Genomic DNA, 16,914 nt, shown 5'->3' on the forward strand with positions numbered 1-16,914 from the left:
CCGGTGGCGATGGCGAAGAGGCCACACCCGTACCCATCTCGAACACGGAAGTTAAGCTCTTTAGCGTCGATGGTACTGCATGGGAGACTGTGTGGGAGAGTAGAACGCCGCCGGTTCTTTTTTAAAAGCCCTGATTATTTATTGTAAATGGTCAGGGCTTTTTTGTTTTTTATCAATTCGGTTTAGGAAATACCATATTAATGATTTTTGCAGATAACATCTCCCTTGCCTATGGCAAACGTGCCCTGTTCAAAGATGTCAACATCATGTTTAAACCCGGCAACTGTTACGGCCTTATTGGGGCCAATGGTGCCGGAAAAAGTACCTTTTTAAAAATTCTTGCACAAGAGCTTGAGCCGGATACCGGTACTGTTTCCGTGGGGCCTAAAGAGCGCATCGCTGTGTTGCGCCAGGATCACTTTGCCTTTGACGAACATCGGGTGCTCGATACGGTTATCATGGGCCATGACAAGCTATATAATCTCATGGCCGAGCGGGATGCCCTCTATGCCAAGCCTGATTTTTCCGAAGAAGACGGCATCCGCTCCGGTGAAATAGAGGTCGCGTTTGAGGAGATGAACGGGTATGAGGCTGAATCGGATGCGGCGGTACTTTTAAAACACCTTGGCATTGATGAAGCACTGCACACCAAAAAAATGAAAGAGCTTGAGGGCGGTGAGAAAGTGCGGGTTCTTCTGGGCCAGGCCCTTTTTGGCAACCCGGATGTTCTGCTGCTTGACGAACCGACCAACAACCTGGATATCCAGGCCATTACCTGGCTCCAGGATTTTTTGTTTCGTTTCAAAAATACCGTGATTGTGGTGTCCCATGACCGGCATTTCATGAACCAGGTATGCACCCACATTGCCGACATTGATTTCAGTCAGATTTCCGTTTACGTGGGCAATTATGATTTCTGGTACCAGGCCAGCAAGCTTAATTTGAAACAAAAGCAGGCGGATAACAAACGGGTGACAGAAAAGGCCGAAGAACTCAAGTCCTTTATCCGCAGGTTTTCCTCCAATGCATCCAAGTCAAAGCAGGCCACATCCCGTAAAAAACTGCTGGATAAGCTGACCATTGAAGACCTGCCGGTATCAAGCAGAAAATATCCGTTTATACGATTCAAACCTGAAAGAGCTTGCGGAAATATTATCCTGGAAGTTGAAGGGCTTTCCAAGACCATTGAGGGTGAAAAAATCCTGGATGATGTTACGTTCAGGGTTAATAGCGAGGATAAGATTGCCTTTGTGGGCGAAAATACCCTTGCCATCACCGCGCTTTTCGATATTTTGTCTGGGAAAATGGAAGCGGATGAAGGTGAGTTCAGGTGGGGTGTTACCACCAGCCAGTCCTATTTTTCCAAAGAGCACAGTGCCTTTTTTGGCGAGGATCTTAATCTGATCCAGTGGCTGCTGCAGTTTGCCCCGCCCACCGAGGGTGAGAGTTTTGCCAGAACCTTTTTGGGGCGGATGCTTTTTTCCGGTGAAGATGCCCTGAAAAAGACCCATATGCTCTCCGGCGGTGAAAAGGTCAGATGCATGCTCTCCAGGATGATGTTGTCCGAATCCAATGTTTTGATGCTGGATGACCCCACCAACCATCTGGACCTGGAATCCATCACCGCCCTTAACGACAGCCTGGTGGAGTTCCCCGAAGTGGTTCTTTTCACCTCCCACGACCATGAATTTATCAACACCATTGCCAACCGTATCATCGAGATAACCCCCGACGGGATTATCGATCGCCTCATGTCCTATGATGATTACCTTGAAAGCTCGGAAGTGGCCCGGGTGCGGGAAACAATAAGCGCCTAGGCAAAAGCATACGGCCCGGACAAACAGACGGACAGGCAGAAAAAGAGTATGAAGACCGAGTACGATGTGGTGATTATCGGGGCTGGTGCCTCCGGGTTGATGTGCGCGGCCCAGGCCGGAAAACGTGGGAGGCGTGTAAAAGTTCTGGACCACGGCCCCAAGCCCGGACGCAAGATCCTTATGTCCGGCGGCGGTAGGTGCAATTTTACAAATCGCCGAGTCAGTGCTCAAAATTATATTTCATCCAATCCGCACTTTGTAAAATCCGCGCTTAGCCGGTATCGCCCACAGGATTTTATCGATCTTGTCCGGCAATACGGGATACGCTTCAGTGAACGGGAACACAGCCAGTTGTTCTGTACGGACAGTGCCGGGCAGATTCTTGATATGTTGCTGGCAGAGTGCCGCAGTGGCGGTGTCAGCCTGACACCCAAAACAAGCGTTATCGGCATCGAAAAACAGCCTTCTACCCAGGGATTTCAAATCCGCACCGCCGGGGAAATAATGAAAGCCTCATCCCTGGTCATTGCCACCGGAGGGGTCTCAATGCCTGCAGCCGGTGCTACACCGTTTGGATACAAGGTGGCCGAGCAGTTCGGCATTCCTTTGGTGCAGCCCCGCCCCGGCCTTGTTCCTTTTACGGTTCAGCCCGGAGATAAAACGGTTCTGGCGCCCCTGGCCGGTATTTCAGTCAAGGCCCAGGTTCGCACGGGATCTGCCTCATTTAAAGAGCAGCTTTTGTTTACCCACCGGGGGCTGAGCGGCCCTGTGATCCTCCAGGCCTCATCCTATTGGCAGCCCGGAGACTTGCTGACCATTGACCTTTTCCCGGATGGAAATCTGGGAGAACTGCTGGAAACAGTACGGCAGACTCGGCCCAAACGCCATGTAAAATCCGTCCTGGCCGAGCACCTTCCAATGCGTTTGGTTCAGGCCCGTCTGGATGGAAAAATGTTGAATTGCCCTCTTCACAGCGTTTCCCGCCAGGGACTTAAACGTGTGATAGACGGGATCCACACCTGGAATATCCGACCCGGCGGCACTGAAGGATACAAAACGGCCGAAGTAACTGTCGGCGGCATTGACTGTCGCAGGTTCTCTTCAAAAACAATGGAATCCCGGGATGTTCCTGGGCTTTACGCCATTGGCGAAGTACTGGATGTTACCGGGTGGCTGGGCGGATACAATTTCCAGTGGGCATGGTCTTCGGCCTGGGCCGCCGGACAGGTGGTGTAGGTGTTACTGGCACAACCGGCCTCAGATCATCATCCGGTTAATAACAATCCTATGGGCCTTTCCAAATTCCATAATTTCCTCGGGCTTAAATTCTCCGGCAGTGTATGTTTTTAGGAACGCCGGGACCGAAAGCATATACAGAATGTAGGAGAGATGGCCGGAATAGCCGGTGTTGTCCAGCTTTTGAAGTGCTGCGATGGTCTGATCCGCCCGTTCCATTACCTGGCGGCTCACCGCCGGCGGTGCGTCCTGGCCGCAAACATGGGCGGAGTAAATTCTGCGGCAGGAAAAGGGACGGTCTTTATAGATTAAGCAGGCATTATTTTTCATAAGAAAAGGACAGGGGACTGCTTTGCCTGCTTCCCGCTGCTTTATTTCATTTCTGAATGCCTTGGTCAGGGTTTTCTGTCGGCTTTTGGGCATTTTGCCCATGGCCTTCCGGATAACCATCCCCTCCAGGGTGGTGATGTCAATGCTGCCGGCTTCCCTGCAACAGAAACTGCAGCCCCGGGCGCAGGCCCTGCCCTTTACCAGGTCACGGGTATCCGCATTAAAGGCTGCGTAAATGTCTTTTAACTGAGCACTTTTTTCTTTCATATTTTTCCGGTTCGTTAATTGGTGTCAAAATCAGCGCATTATCCTCTTTTTGATGTCTGTGGGCAAGGGGCTTGAAATGCAAATTTACTGCTTGACGTCAAAGCCTTGTCAAAAGATTTGAGGCAGTTGACAAGGAGAGCCCGGGACTGTAAAGGATACGTATGTCGTCATTTAATTTCCGTTCCCGTTCCAAGGGGATATTGCATGCGGCCACGAAACAAAAAACCTGAACAACGGTTTTTCCAAAAAGAAGCGGTGTCCGCACCAGTTGGGATTGAATACCCAACTCATGTGATGCCGTTGTTGGTGTATTTTTATAACACCGTATTGCTGATAACCATTCTCATGCTTGGGAGCCAGATGGTCACAGCTGCAGTCCCGGCAGCAACAACAGCACCTGAGATTTTGAAAATAGATGCCTTCCAAAAAAGTATTGATATCGGTAGCGGTTTCCAGCATTTGCCGGATCCGGGAAATACCCTTACCGTGAACGATGTGATTCAACCGGATGCGCCATGGCGGCAAGAATTTCGGCCCACGCGTCATTTCGGGGCTGCAGACGATATTGTCTGGGTTCGATTCCGCATTCAAAATAGATCAACATCCCTGCGAACAATGGTACTTAATATTGACTGGCCGTTCTTGGATCTGATTGAATTGTATGTTCAGAATAAGGATGCAACACACCGTAATCTTGCTTCAATAAAATCTGTGACTGCTAAAAAAAATCGACTTCCCTTTGCCTTTGAGTTCCCATGTCTTGCAAATCAGCAGCTGACTCTGTACCTTCGTGTTCACACAGCCGGAGTGCTGCTGCTGCCCCTGAAAATCTGGCAGCAGGACGCCTATGAACAGATGTGTCTATACCGGAATCTGTTTTTAGGTATGTTTTTCGGCTTCCTAATTGCCATGTGTCTGTACAATGCCTCCCTAAGCTTTTTTACCCAGGATAACAGCTATACCTACTATGTGATGTATGTGCTCTCTGTTATTCTGTATTGCCTGTCCATGACCGGCGTGGGCCCTGCATATCTGTGGCCGGATTATGCTTGGCTTAACGGGCATGCTTATGGCCTTCTTTCATCATTTTCTTTTTTGATGGCCACGCTGTTCATCCGCAAATTTTTAAGGTTGACGAAAATAGGCGGCTGGCTACTTCAACTAAATAATATTTTTGCGGTATTCTGGGTAGCAATGACAATTTTATTTGCCGTGTATAACGGCAAGTGGATGATATATTGCGAAAATCTGGGCGCGATATTCAGCTGTGTGGCAGCGCTTGTAGCCACGATAACCTTATGGTGCAAAGGCAGCGTTGCCGCCAAGTACATGACCATTGCCTGGACCTTGCTTATTTTGGCCACGTTTGTATTGATGATGGGCCTTGCGGGCATTGTTACATATAAACCCATTATCCAGCACAGCCAGAATATCGGATTTATACTGGAATTACTTCTGCTGTCCCTTGCCCTTGCAGATCGAATCAGAAGAGAGCGTGCTGAAAAAGAAGCCGCCCAGGAACTTTCCATCAGACTTTATAACGAGGCGGTCGAGGCCAAGGAGAGGGAAATGCAAGCCCAGGCAAAAACCCTTGCTGTGGAACGGGCAGCTAAAAATGAGTTGGAGGAGAAGGTAAACCGGCGGACCCAAGAGCTTCAGAATACCTTGTTCCAGCTTGAGTCGGCAAATAAAAAATTAGGGTTGATGAGCCGGACCGATGGACTGACCCAGTTGTTCAACAGACGATATTTTGATGAGGTCTTTGAAGAAGAGTTCAAGCGGGCCATACGGTATGGGCAGGCGTTATCTATCATTATGGGCGATATTGACCATTTTAAAAAGATCAATGATACCCATGGGCATCAGCTGGGGGACGAATGTCTTAAAGTGGTGGCATCCACCTGGCAGGCACACCTTAAACGTGCCGGAGAACTCGTGGCCAGGTATGGTGGCGAGGAGTTTGTTTCTTTATTGCCCACCACCGATATTATTGGTGCAAAAAAGATTGCCGAACAAATCAGGACCGCCATTGAGGCGGCCAATCCGAAATTCGGTGAAATCCGTATCAAACTTAATATCAGCTTAGGGGTGTCCAGCCTGTCTTTGTCCGGTAAGGATGATATGGATGCACTTTTACAGCGGGCGGACAGCGCCTTGTATGAAGCCAAAACCCAAGGCCGCAACAGGGTTGAAATCAAGGAATACGAATCATCTGATTGACACGAATGTCAATATGCCTCTTTCAGGGCCGCCGCGATGTCATCCGCCGTCAACCCCTCCTGGGGCCAGCGCCGGGACTCGTATACATTTAAATAGGCATCGGCAATGTCCCTGCCCAGCCACTCAACGGCCCATTGGGGATCGTGGAATTTTGTTTGGAATTTGTCATATCCTGTTGTGATATTTTTTTTGATGAGTTTCCGGTAAAGGGCTTTGGCCGGACAGACGGGGGATAGCCCGTTTTTAATCCGGTTTTCATTGATTCGTTGGGGAATGGCAAGTCCTGCGGGGTCCAGATCTCCAAAATAGTGTATCTGGCTCGCCCCGGTCCGGATTTCAATGTTGGCCAGGCTGTCCAGGGACTGGATGGGGGTGGATCTTGTGGCTTTGAACCCTTTGCCAAACACAACAGCGGCAAAGAAGCCGCCTCTCAGGGGATGGTCGGCCCGGTTGGCCGTTGTGCAGCTCCAGTACGTGGCGCTGTTTTCCACCACCAGCAGGGGCAGGTGAGCCAATTTTTTGCAATCCGCTGAAAACACCTCATAGGGCAAAGGTTCGGGGCAGTAAAAGCAGTCTATATCCGCCAGGGTGATCCTGCCTGAAAAAAGTCCTGTATGAACATAGCTGTCCAAAGCTTTTTCATTACCAAAAATCTGCAAGGCCCTTTCTCGGTGAGGTAGAAGAGGTGGTTTTTTTTTGCGGTTTAAAAGATAGTGGTTCACCGCCCGGGCAAGAGTCAACTGTTTTTCCGTGGTCAGGGAATGGGCAAATGCCGCCATTCGGGTGGGCTCCCAGGGACTTTGCTCCCTGATCCGGGCAAGGGTTTTCTTTCGCGTACGTGAAACACGATCTTCATTGGCCCGGACCAGGGTAACATACCGGGGCAGAATACCGAATTTCTGCCAGCCCTGCCCTTTTCTGGACGGCAACCGGATCTTCCCTTTGGCATCAAGTTCTTCCAGGGCGCTAAGCAACCGGTCTTCTTTGGAGATATCCATGGTGCCCGGAATGGTTGAAAGAATTTCCTCCATGGAAATTTTCCGGCGGACAGCCCCGGCAAACACGCCTTCAAGGGCTGTCATTATCCCTTCAAAACTTGTATCATTAACGAAAAACACCATTAAAGTTTCTGATACCGCCCAATTTCATCTATAAAGTTAGGCGTAAAAATGCCGGAATCCATTTTTTCAGCAATTTCGTCAAGCCGCCAAAATCGACCCTCTTCAATCTCATCCTCATTTATTTTAATCTCTCCGTCCCACAGACAATGGTAACTGGATACATATTCCGATTCATAGTCGTTGCGTAGCCGGTATTTATACAGGTACTTCAGGTTTGTGCCTTTGATGCCAAGCTCCTCTTCCATTTCCCGGACAGCCGCATCCCAGTAGGATTCTCCCTTGTCCACATGACCACCCACCGAGGTATCCCACTTCCCCGGCTGGACATCCTTATTTATATCTCTTTTTTGCAGATACAATTCATTCTGGCTGTTAAAAACCAGAATATGGACCACCCTGTGGATTAAACTTGGATTGCCATGGACCTGATCACGAGCTGCCTGGCCGATAATCTGGTCATCTTCATCAACGATATCAAAAATTTCTTTGGTCATAAATGTTCCTTAAATACAAGCAGATGGAGGGTCGTGCTTTCACGGAAGGTGCAAACAGGATTGCCGGATAGATTTATGAAATGTTGGGGTTTAAGGTCCACCGGATAAACCACCCCGATTCATCCTGGTCAAGACAGACAATCCCTGAATTCTGAAATTTCAGCACCTTGGGCGCCTCCCGGCCGGTAGTCAGGTAAGAGACCAGTTTTTCCATATAGGGAAGATGGCCCACCACCATATGATTGGAATCCGGATCAAGCCGGTCGCCAAGTACCTTTACATCATCCATGGGGGAGATATTCTCCATCTGCTCAATGCCGGGACCGGGACAAAGGACATCAGCCATGATCAGGGCGGTCTGTTCCGCGCGTTTTTTTCCGGAATGAAAAATTTTAGAGATTTTAACGCTGTAACCGGCGGCCACTTCAGCTATTTTTAAGGTTTCCTCACGTCCCTTTTCAGACAATCCTTTTTCAGGGTTTTCGGTTTTTGGCAGACTTAGCCCGTGCTGTACAAGAAATACCGACATACAGTCTCCTTTCATATTTTTTCATTAAGCCATAGTAGTTAAGTAATTCCTGCGCGTCAACGCCAAGTCTTTATTTTAAAATAGAGAAACAGTCATGCACTTCCATCAGACAAGCGCTTTCCGGATAGCTTCAAGTTGTTCAATATTACCTGATATCACCCGTGATAAACTTGAATAGATTTTGGACGGCCCATACTCTTTTTCGTGCTTGGCCAGAACGGTTTTGTAGTTTAACGCAATGGAACGGATGGCTTTATCCATGATTTTAGCCAGTTTTTCCGGACGAAGTTTCATGTCGCCGGCGAAGGTTTTAAACGCGTTGACCTTTAATCGGTCCTGCCGAAATGTTTTGCCGACGGACATGGCAAAGTGCTTTTCCAGGGTGTCATATACCTGGGTAGACAATAGGTCATAATAGGGTGCCATTTTCAATTCATGGCCATGGATGATGGAAAAATTTTTGCCGTGGGCATCATGGTTTCCGATTAAGGCATTAAATACTAAAACAAAAGCCATTTCAGCCCTTATTTCGGCACTCGGGCTTAAATATTCGTCAATCAATGACCGGCATTGCCTGAAGCCGGGACCGCCTTTTATCTGATATTTCCTGTCAACCGGAAGTCCCATGGCCTGGCAAAAATCTTCCTGGTGAATCCGGGCCACCCGGTCCGGCAGAATTTTTCTATCAAATCTTTCCACCAGATAAAGTTCATGGGGTCCCATTTGAATTAGCTTGGAATTAGGCACCCGGATTCCGATTATCCGGGCCAGATTCATGCAAAAGGCTTCATTTCTCTGTATCCCGGGAAACATCGGACTCATGGGTTTTATGATATGGGTTGTTGCCGAACCGGAATTGGTGGGAAGATAAAATTTATTTTTTGAAAAATAGACAGGCAGTTTATCCTGTACCCCGGCAATGGAAAGACGGGCCGGTTGCATTTCCAAATACAATTGCGGGTGATCGGAAGATGTTTCCATGCGGTCCAGGGCGTTTGTCAGTTTTTGGGTTGCATCCTCATAACACCATGGCGTTAGGTCTGGTTCCTGGTCTTGCGCCATGATGGACAGTGCTCCGGCACAATCCCTGCCATAGAGATCAAGAAAAGCAAAGGTATCCTTTTTATTAAATCGATTGTTGAAAGACAGAATGGACCGGACACCGCTTTCCGGAAGCAGGTTTTCAAAAAAAGCCGTACTGAGTGCCGGGGAGAATTTTTCTTCCCTGCACGGCAGGGACAAGGATATTGGCAGCCCTACGGTTTTCAACCATTGGTGCCCATACTGAAATTGAACCCGTCCTTTGGTATGTCGAGAAAGGGTGCCGACAAGGCGTTTACCCAAGAAAATCGAAAGATTCTCCATTGGCCCTCTCCTGCTCTAAAGGTTTATCTGAAACGTATATCCGGAGAGAGAGCGCCCCAAGCAAATCAAAGACCTTATCAATTTGAACCGTTTTCTTTCCCCTTTCCACATCACTGATGAATTTCACACTGGTGCCGGTAATATCCGCCAGATCCTTTTGGGTCATTTTTTTTTGTTTCCTGGACTCTTTGATTGCTTTGCCAAGATATCCGGGCATTCTGGCGTGATATGGATACGCTATATTCATCTATGCCTCCTCTATAGAATTTAACCGTACTGTTAAATTGATCAGGAGTCAATTGTTTTTAACCGAACGGTTAAAAGACGTTGGTTATTGATAAAAATAACCGTTCGATTAATTTTAGATGGAGATATCAAATCACCCCTCCACATGGATCTGGATGGTTTCAAGTTTTTCAAAGGGGCGTCCGTCAATTAAAAGTTGTGAGCCTGCCTTTTGGATGACGATCCTGTGGGCGAACAGCTCAATGGAGCCGGTGTCGTTGATGCCGGTCAGATAGATGCACTGGACCCCTAACGCCTTTGCCACCTTAAGCTGGGCATCCAGAAAGTCGGGCCGGTTGCACACCCCCAAAGGGTTGTCCAGGATCAAAAATCCCGGCATGGGCCTGGCACCGCTTTTAAAGCGCCGGCTTCTCATGTATACCAGAAGGGCATAAAGCAGCACTGCCGTGGTCAGCGCCTCTCCGCCGGACCCGAGATCCTTGCCCACAGGTTCATAGTTTCTGGCGGTGTCATCGCACTTGAGCAGCCGGATGTTAAAACTCTTTTTGGCTTCCACGGCCAAAAGGCGATAGAGCAGATCTGCGCCCAGGCAGTTGCCTTCGGCCGGGTTGACTTGTGGGCACAGCCCTTTTTGGATGCACTCTTCCATCCAGTTTTCCAGACTCTCTTTATAGGCCCGGTCAAACCGGCTGAAATTAAGTTTTGCCGCAGCCCTTAAAATGGGTTTTCCGCCGTAGATAAACACCTGTTCCGGGATGGCAACCTGGGTGGCTGCGGTCAGTTTCTGGTGGCAGTCCTTGGCATGTTCCAAAAGCTGGCTGACATGGGTATCCATCAAGGTTTTTGACCGGGAGAGATCCCCCTCCAGGGTGGCGGCGATTCCGGTGCAGTTCTTGATCAGATCACTGCAGGATAATGCCATGCTGTCGGCATCGTGTTCTTTAAGCGCGGCTGCCAGGGCGGGAACAATCCCCTCAACATCGGAATCCCGGATATGGGCGTCAAGCGCCCTGTACTTTGCATCCCGCTTCCGTTCCAAATCTTGGGTCTTCCGGGCCTGTTCTTTTTTTTCGGATTGAAGCTGCTTGACCCTGTTTTCCATCTCCATACAGTGGGCCTGCCGGTTCTGGGGATGCAGAAGGTCGGGCCAGTTCGGGTCCAGGTCAGACGGTTTTGTCTCCGGGGGATCCCCTGCCCGGGCGGCAAGGGTTTTCAGGGTATTGAACCAGGTATTGACCGACTCCATATCCTCCCGGGCCCGGCTGATCTGTTGGGTCAAGGTTTCCAGTCGGCTTTCCAGGTTCTGCTTTGCGGTTTCCAGGTCCGGGATCACGGTGTTTTCCAGATTTTGCAAAGAAAACCCCTGGAGTTTATCTGGAGTCAGTCTGGGTGCAATCTGCTTTTTTTCAAGCAGATCCAGTGCTTCTCGCTCTCTTTGGGCCTCTTTTTCCAACACCTCAGCCTGGGCTTCGGCACGCGATTGTTCCCTGGAATCCTTTTTCGCTTGAGCGGCCAGGAGATCCCGTTTCACTTGACGTTCCATGGACGCTTTAGCGGCCCAGTCCCGGGCCTGGTCAGGATCAAAAGCATGGTCGGACTCAAACCGGGTCAACTTTCCCTGAAGGTCTGACAGGTCCCGGCCAAGATCCTGTACTTCCCGTTCAAGGGCTGCCACCCCAAGCTCCGTGCTACGTTGCTGTAAATTTGCCTGGGCCTGGAAATAGAGTGACTTGATGTCTTGGGGGGACATGTCCAGGGTATGGCCTTGCGTATCTGGATTTTTATCCTCTGCTCCCAGGGGAAGGGGGATCTCCCCGGCCAGTTCATCCAGCCGGTCCCGGTCTTTTTCCAGTGCCGGAATTTTGTTGCCGGCATCCATGGCTGCCTGTTCCAGGGCAGAAGCCTGGGATTCAAGGGTTATGATCCCAAGGTCAAGTTTCTTTAAGATCTGTTTGTTTTGTGCTGCCTGCTGCTGCCAGGATTTCCATTCACCATACTGGGCCAGCCATTGCCGGGCATGCTTGAGGGTTTCCCCAAATCGGGCCTTGTCCGAGGTCAATTCCTCGATCCGGCTGTCGCACCGGGTGATCCTGGTCTTGATATCCGTTATCCGGTCCTGGGCAGCGGATATCTCCCGGCAGGTTTTTTCATGGGCCTTTTTTGCCAGATCCAGGTCCAGATCCAATCGTTTCACTGCAGCCGGATCGGGAAACACTTCCCTGAACGCTTTTAAATCGTTCAAAGATTTTTCCATGGCATTGCGCGTGAGTAAAAGATCCCGGATCAGAGTCTCTTTTTCCTGTTTTTCTTCGGAAATCGTTTGTTTTAGGTTCTGGGTGCCTGCAAGGGTGTAGATGGACGGATCTTTAGGTAGAATGCGCTTGTGGGCAATTTCATCAATGGTGGTGATGTCGGTGACCGGCAGCGAGAGCACCACCGGCCGCCGCAGCCAGGCCGGGGGTTCCAGTGCCAGAATTTCCTCCATCACCTGGGAGCTTGCCGCCATAATGCCGGTGAACCGGGCCGGATCACGGTGAATGAATTGGGCTGTGGCCTCGGCCTCCATCTCCAGGGAGGCCAGATATTCAGGAAAAGCCCGGATCTGGGTGGGGCTGATGCCGATATCCCTGTAGTGCCGGATCAGACGGCGGGTTTGATCATCAACAGCCAGGGTGCGCACTTCATCCAGGCTCTTGAGTTCATTGCTAAGGTTGCGCTCCTCTTTTTCCATGCGCGTAAGGTCCTGGGTTTTGCGTGAAATCGCATCGGACAACGCTGATACATGGGCGGCATTGGTGGGGTCAAAGTTGTCGGAACCGGCTGCCGTTCGGATGTGGGAATCTGAAATCAGTCTTTCCCGCCATGTTTTCTCCTGGGCTTTGCAGGCCAGGGCTTCATCAATGGCTGTTTGATCCCGGACCTTTTGGATGGAAAGCGCCTCCCGGTTTTGGTTTTCCCGGGCAAGGGTCTCGTTCAGAACTTTGTGCTTTTCCCGGGTCTGGGAAAGATCCTTGCCGGTTCGATTTAAGTCTTGTTTAAGGCGGTTAGAATAATCTCCAGGTGCTTCAAGAAAATGGGGATCAATGGCGTTCCCGGCTTCCAAGGCCATTTCCAGACGGGCTTGCAGCCGGTTTGTTTCATTGTTCAGCCGGGTATGTTCCTTTTGGGTTTCCTTGAGCTCCCGGCGGCAGGCATCCTGTTTTTCCTTTGCCGTGGCCGCCTGCGCCTTTGCCGCTTCAATCTGCCTTTGGGTTTGCTGCCTGCGTTGGGTGATGCAGGCATGGAAAGCCCTGGCATGTTGGTCTGCTTTTTCACGAAGGGGTGTCAACGCTGAGCCCGAAGCAGTCAGCGCCTCTTGTTTATCTTGAAGCCTGCCGGTGATCAGATTGATCCGGGCCAGGATATCTGCGGCATCCAGGGCATGGCCCAAGGCTTCCCCGGCTTTGATGGCACGGTTTAAGTCGGCAGCATGCCCCAAGCGTTCCTTTTGGGCCAGATCCAGAGAAAATCCCCGGGCCACTGCCAGATCCGCCCGGGTACCGTTAAGATCTGTTTGGGCCTTACTTTCATCTTCCTGAGCCTGGGCCAGCCGCTTGTGGGCCTGCTGTTGTTCTGCCCCGGCCTTTGGCAGCGCCCGGGAGACCAGGAACGCGGCCTGTTCAAGTTCCCCATCGCAGTGTTTTTGTTTCTCTTTGGCCCCAAGGTACTCGGCGGCAATGGGCTGAAAATCCTCCAGACGGGTTTTCAGGGATAATACGGCCGCCAGCCGCTTTTTTTTCCAAGGCATGGTTCTCATTTTTTCCATGTTGGTCAAGGTAGCGTCACGAAGTTGCCCGGCAAAATCCATGTCCGTGACACATCCCAGGAAAAAGGAGAGAAAGTCGGCCTCAGACCGGAACCGGAACGCATCTTTGATGCCCCCTTCGCTTCTGGCAAAATCGATCTGCCGGTCCACCAGCCACGGATCCAGACCGATCTTCTCCAGGCGCTCCCCCCAATCTTTCTGAACATCGGTGATCACTACCTGGTTGTCTTGATGATGTAAAAATTCCCGGACAGCGGTCAACGGCTTTGGGTGTTCTAATAGCTTGGGCCAGCTTTGTTGCATACGGTCAAAAAAATCCGGGGCCTGGGCCTGGAAATAATAACGCACCAGGGGTTTCGACGCTTCCTTGTAACTGTAAAGCACCTGGCCGATGACCAGGCGTTCTTCCGGAGTGTCGTCAAAGAGGTTCTCTTCCCTGGGCACGGCCATCTCAATAAAGATCACTGCGGGCCGTCCCGGCACCAGATACTGGGAAAGGGTTTTGTCCCCACCGGACTGCAGGTGCTGGACAAACCGTTTCTGGTCCGGACAAAAGGTGTTGAGCAAAAAGGAGATCAAGGTGGTTTTACAGGTGCCGTTTACCGCAAAGATGACCCCGTGATCCGATGAGACATCCGGATCAAATGGGCGGCTGCCGTGGTCGGCTATGGGGAAATTGCCCTGCTGGAGAATGTTTTCTCCGGCACAGATTTCTCCGGCAAATATCCGGGTGATTCTAAACATGGTCATCCTCCTGGGTACCGGCCTCTTCTTTGCCCCGGCTTACAATGTCCCTGAAAGCCTGGAAGGTGTATAACATGCCTTCGCGCACCGCAGCCTGGTAGGCTGCGGTGGGGCGGTACTCCACGACCCCGTCATGCTCTTCAAAGGCCAGGATGTACCGGGTCTCTCTCATGTGCCGCATCACCTGTTCAATGAGTTCCCGCCAGGAATTGCCGGCCGCTCCCCCGGTCTGGCGGATGTCGGGGTTGTCTTCTGGCATCTCCCGGATGCGCTGGGCCAGGGTGATGATCTGGGGGTGAAGACGGTCTGCAACGGTATCATCTGTGCAGGCTTCATTGTCATGGGATTCTGATCCGCCGTCCTTGTCCTCTGGGCACAGTTTGGCAAAGCGGCGCAGGATTTCAAAAATATCGGCCTGGGTGACGGCGCCTAAATCCTCCACGGGAAGCTCCAGGTCCTGCTCCTGGGGAAAAAAGGCCGTGGCCACGGCGGCATGAACACAAAGGATATCCGCTGCCCTGAAATCCCCCCGGCCTAAAAGCTTGCCGTAGTCGGTGACGGTCATGGAAAAAAGGCTTTCCGCCCCTATAGATGAGAGACAGAAGCCATCGTCCTCCAGGGCCAGAACACTAAGGTCCATGGCCTTCAGGGCTTGGGCCACGGCCCGCTGGAAACCAGCATCGGCCTGGTATCTCTGGATCAGGTTGCCCAACTCCTGCTGGTGGCGGATCACCAGGGATTTTCGCCCGTGGCTGTGGGCCAGGCTTAAGTATACAAGGCGGTTGACCTGGTAAAGGGTGTCAAGGTCCATGGGTTATCCTTTTTCATATATGGAATGGGGCTTGGCGGGCGCAGGTTTCAGGATCAGTTCATGACCCCGGTAATTGCGCCGGCACGGCAGGGCCCGGCTGAAAATATGTTCCGGGCGCTGGGGAGCTGCCGTGACCTGGTATTTATTCGCGTAAAAGGGATCCACCAGGCAGTGAAATACGGCCATGGCCAACGCCACGGGCATCAAAGGGGTGTATTGTTCATGGCAGGCAGCTTCCAAAAGCGTGCTTAACGCAACTTCCCCGTGCTCATGGACAAAGCCGGTGAGCAGTATAAACGCCTGATCCATGAGTTCCGGGGCCAGCCGGGATTCAAATTGCGCCATGGGTACGGCATCTATTTCGTGGATGCCGCAGGCTCTTTCTTCGGCCTGGTTCCGGCGTTCCAGGGCTCTGTCACAGGCCGACATCAGGGATGCCGGATCAAACAAAGGCCGGCACACTGCCGGATCAAACCGTGCCATGAACTCCATGCCGATATTCTCCCCGTCGGGGGTGTACAGGCCTGATATATCATTCAACACCTGTTCGCAGGCGGGAAATATGCCTAACGCAGGCCTGCGGAACAGTTTATGGCTGTGGCGGTCAAATATTTCCGGCAGCTCCTGCAACTGCCCGGAAAGTGTCAGAAGTCTTGTATTCAGTTTTTCCAGGGCATCCCCTAAGAGGCTTAGTTTGCGCCCAAGATCGGGCTCGGTGTCCGGGGCGCTCAGTTTCTTGCGTACCAGGTGGTTCAGCCGTGCACTCTCTTTCTGGATTTGCTGGGTCTGTTGCGCCCCGTCGTCGGCCATGGCATTGATTTCATTGACATCCACCCGGTTGATGCTGCGCCGGATGGTCCGGCCCATGGCCTGGATCTCCTGGGATTTTCGCAAGAGCTGCTTTCGGTTCTGAAGGGCCACCCCAATGGCATCGTCCACCTTTCCCCGGTCAATGAGCAACTGGATTCTTAAATTCCCGATGGCTGCAGCATCCAGAGCCCCTGTTTCGTAGAGGCCAAAATAGGCGGTGTAGCCCTCGTCGGTGAGGTGAAAATGGGCCGCCTGTTCCGTGTCGGTATAAACGGTTTTGATCAGCCAGAATTTTTTAGGGACCATCTGCCGGGCTGCCGCATCAAAATAGGTATATTCAAAGGGCCGGTACCGGTTGTCCCGGTTGACCAGATGATCAAATATTTTATGCAGCACCTCTTCCAGGGCGGCAGGCTCAATGTCCATGTTCATGGCCCGGGTCTGGTTCTGTGCCAAAACAAAAAGCCGTGAAATAACGCTGTTGCGGGTCACCCCCGGGGCAAATTCGGTAAGTTCGGAAATCACATCCAGGGTGGCAAAGGCCAGCCATATTACATCCAGATGGTCCCATGCCGGGTGGGGTGCCTCATCCTGGCCCGTCAGACGCCGGGCAGACAGCTCGTAAACCGGCCGCATCACAAGGCTTGACCGCACCACCCGGGTGACATCGGTGTCAACGCCGGATACGTCCCGGGGGGCGGGGGCCGGTGGTGCCGCCTCGCTGCTGTCGGCAAAAAGTGAGAGTTGGGTTTCAAAGATGTTGGCCATAGGATCTTAAATTTTTAACCGGTTTTTCTGTAGGGTTTACCATGCAAGGTAAAAACGGTGCAACAAAGAAAACAGGGGGTGCCTTTAATATGGGAGACGACTGTGTTCAAGTCCGTTCTCTTTTATTAAGTTTTTTTGCATATTTTTCTCCTTGTATTTTACCAATTTTTTGCTGATATTCTTGTTCATTCGAAACGCCCTTTCGATTCTGTATAGTTGGGCGCATTCCCATTTTCCCGGTTTTTAAAACGGACTATCCTCTTGAGCAAAAAGAAGTTATGCTTCCCCTCGATTATCAACTGATGAGGGAAAAAATAGTATGAAACTCAAAAAGGCTGAATCCTGCGAAAC

General features: G+C 51.2%; 12 protein-coding genes and 1 rRNA gene. 4 read left to right on the forward strand and 9 right to left on the reverse strand.

The genetic code is table 11. The annotated features are described in order from the left end of the window. The 3 genes from rrf (at position 1) to B147_RS0126290 (ending at position 3,053) form a co-directional block, all read left to right on the forward strand. A 5S ribosomal RNA gene (rrf, locus tag B147_RS0126280) occupies positions 1 to 116 on the forward strand. Positions 117 to 200: 84 nt separating this feature from the next. After that, positions 201 to 1,817, forward strand: coding sequence for an ABC-F family ATP-binding cassette domain-containing protein (locus B147_RS0126285; RefSeq protein ID WP_020590181.1), 1,617 nt, complete (start codon positions 201 to 203; stop codon positions 1,815 to 1,817). Between the two features lie 48 nt (positions 1,818 to 1,865). Continuing rightward, entirely contained in the window at positions 1,866 to 3,053 is a 1,188-nt protein-coding gene (locus tag B147_RS0126290; protein ID WP_020590182.1) for a BaiN/RdsA family NAD(P)/FAD-dependent oxidoreductase, read from the forward strand. 21 nt (positions 3,054 to 3,074) lie between these two features. Here B147_RS0126290 and B147_RS0126295 read toward each other — a convergent pair whose 3' ends face one another. Continuing rightward, positions 3,075 to 3,650, reverse strand: a complete 576-nt coding sequence (locus B147_RS0126295; protein WP_020590183.1) for a YkgJ family cysteine cluster protein — start codon at positions 3,648 to 3,650, stop codon at positions 3,075 to 3,077. Positions 3,651 to 3,854: 204 nt separating this feature from the next. Here B147_RS0126295 and B147_RS0126300 point away from each other — a divergent pair, with 204 nt between their 5' ends. Next, positions 3,855 to 5,870 (forward strand): sensor domain-containing diguanylate cyclase, encoded by a 2,016-nt coding sequence (locus B147_RS0126300; RefSeq protein ID WP_020590184.1) that lies wholly within the window; start codon positions 3,855 to 3,857, stop codon positions 5,868 to 5,870. A gap of 8 nt (positions 5,871 to 5,878) precedes the next feature. On the opposite strand, the gene B147_RS30790 is transcribed toward B147_RS0126300, so the two are convergent. From B147_RS30790 to B147_RS0126340, 8 genes are all read right to left on the reverse strand, one after another. After that, entirely contained in the window at positions 5,879 to 6,952 is a 1,074-nt protein-coding gene (locus tag B147_RS30790) for a hypothetical protein (protein ID WP_157238042.1), read from the reverse strand. Between the two features lie 38 nt (positions 6,953 to 6,990). Further along, positions 6,991 to 7,485, reverse strand: coding sequence for an NUDIX hydrolase (locus B147_RS0126310; RefSeq protein WP_020590186.1), 495 nt, complete (start codon positions 7,483 to 7,485; stop codon positions 6,991 to 6,993). Positions 7,486 to 7,558: 73 nt separating this feature from the next. After that, the gene (gene sixA / locus B147_RS0126315; RefSeq protein WP_020590187.1) at positions 7,559 to 8,014 is read right to left on the reverse strand and encodes a phosphohistidine phosphatase SixA; all 456 of its coding nucleotides are present in this window, start codon (positions 8,012 to 8,014) and stop codon (positions 7,559 to 7,561) included. A gap of 105 nt (positions 8,015 to 8,119) precedes the next feature. Then, on the reverse strand, positions 8,120 to 9,379 hold the full coding sequence (locus B147_RS0126320) for a type II toxin-antitoxin system HipA family toxin (RefSeq protein WP_020590188.1): 1,260 nt from the start codon (positions 9,377 to 9,379) through the stop codon (positions 8,120 to 8,122). After that, complete coding sequence (locus B147_RS29615) at positions 9,351 to 9,626, reverse strand: helix-turn-helix domain-containing protein (protein ID WP_020590189.1); 276 nt, start codon at positions 9,624 to 9,626, stop codon at positions 9,351 to 9,353. Before B147_RS29615 ends, B147_RS0126320 begins: the two co-directional genes overlap by 29 nt. Positions 9,627 to 9,758: 132 nt before the next feature. After that, positions 9,759 to 14,174 carry a hypothetical protein gene (locus B147_RS0126330; protein WP_020590190.1) on the reverse strand — a complete coding sequence of 1,472 codons (4,416 nt, stop codon included), beginning with the start codon at positions 14,172 to 14,174 and terminating at the stop codon, positions 9,759 to 9,761. After that, positions 14,167 to 14,985 carry a hypothetical protein gene (locus B147_RS0126335; RefSeq protein ID WP_020590191.1) on the reverse strand — a complete coding sequence of 273 codons (819 nt, stop codon included), beginning with the start codon at positions 14,983 to 14,985 and terminating at the stop codon, positions 14,167 to 14,169. Before B147_RS0126335 ends, B147_RS0126330 begins: the two co-directional genes overlap by 8 nt. 3 nt (positions 14,986 to 14,988) lie before the next feature. Next, positions 14,989 to 16,563, reverse strand: a complete 1,575-nt coding sequence (locus B147_RS0126340; protein WP_020590192.1) for a hypothetical protein — start codon at positions 16,561 to 16,563, stop codon at positions 14,989 to 14,991. Between the last annotated feature and the right edge of the window lie 351 nt (positions 16,564 to 16,914).

The sequence above is a fragment of the Desulfobacter curvatus DSM 3379 genome (assembly GCF_000373985.1).
In the GTDB taxonomy this organism is placed as follows: domain Bacteria; phylum Desulfobacterota; class Desulfobacteria; order Desulfobacterales; family Desulfobacteraceae; genus Desulfobacter; species Desulfobacter curvatus.

What these genes read in the sequence shown, in the direction of transcription:
- B147_RS0126285 (WP_020590181.1), top strand. Translation starts at nt 201, where the DNA reads ATGATTTTTGCAGATAACATCTCCCTTGCCTATGGCAAACGTGCCCTG.
- B147_RS0126290 (WP_020590182.1), top strand. Translation starts at nt 1,866, where the DNA reads ATGAAGACCGAGTACGATGTGGTGATTATCGGGGCTGGTGCCTCCGGG.
- B147_RS0126295 (WP_020590183.1), bottom strand. Translation starts at nt 3,650, where the DNA reads ATGAAAGAAAAAAGTGCTCAGTTAAAAGACATTTACGCAGCCTTTAAT.
- B147_RS0126300 (WP_020590184.1), top strand. Translation starts at nt 3,855, where the DNA reads ATGCGGCCACGAAACAAAAAACCTGAACAACGGTTTTTCCAAAAAGAA.
- B147_RS30790 (WP_157238042.1), bottom strand. Translation starts at nt 6,952, where the DNA reads ATGACAGCCCTTGAAGGCGTGTTTGCCGGGGCTGTCCGCCGGAAAATT.
- B147_RS0126310 (WP_020590186.1), bottom strand. Translation starts at nt 7,485, where the DNA reads ATGACCAAAGAAATTTTTGATATCGTTGATGAAGATGACCAGATTATC.
- sixA (WP_020590187.1), bottom strand. Translation starts at nt 8,014, where the DNA reads ATGTCGGTATTTCTTGTACAGCACGGGCTAAGTCTGCCAAAAACCGAA.
- B147_RS0126320 (WP_020590188.1), bottom strand. Translation starts at nt 9,379, where the DNA reads ATGGAGAATCTTTCGATTTTCTTGGGTAAACGCCTTGTCGGCACCCTT.
- B147_RS29615 (WP_020590189.1), bottom strand. Translation starts at nt 9,626, where the DNA reads ATGAATATAGCGTATCCATATCACGCCAGAATGCCCGGATATCTTGGC.
- B147_RS0126330 (WP_020590190.1), bottom strand. Translation starts at nt 14,174, where the DNA reads ATGTTTAGAATCACCCGGATATTTGCCGGAGAAATCTGTGCCGGAGAA.
- B147_RS0126335 (WP_020590191.1), bottom strand. Translation starts at nt 14,985, where the DNA reads ATGGACCTTGACACCCTTTACCAGGTCAACCGCCTTGTATACTTAAGC.
- B147_RS0126340 (WP_020590192.1), bottom strand. Translation starts at nt 16,563, where the DNA reads ATGGCCAACATCTTTGAAACCCAACTCTCACTTTTTGCCGACAGCAGC.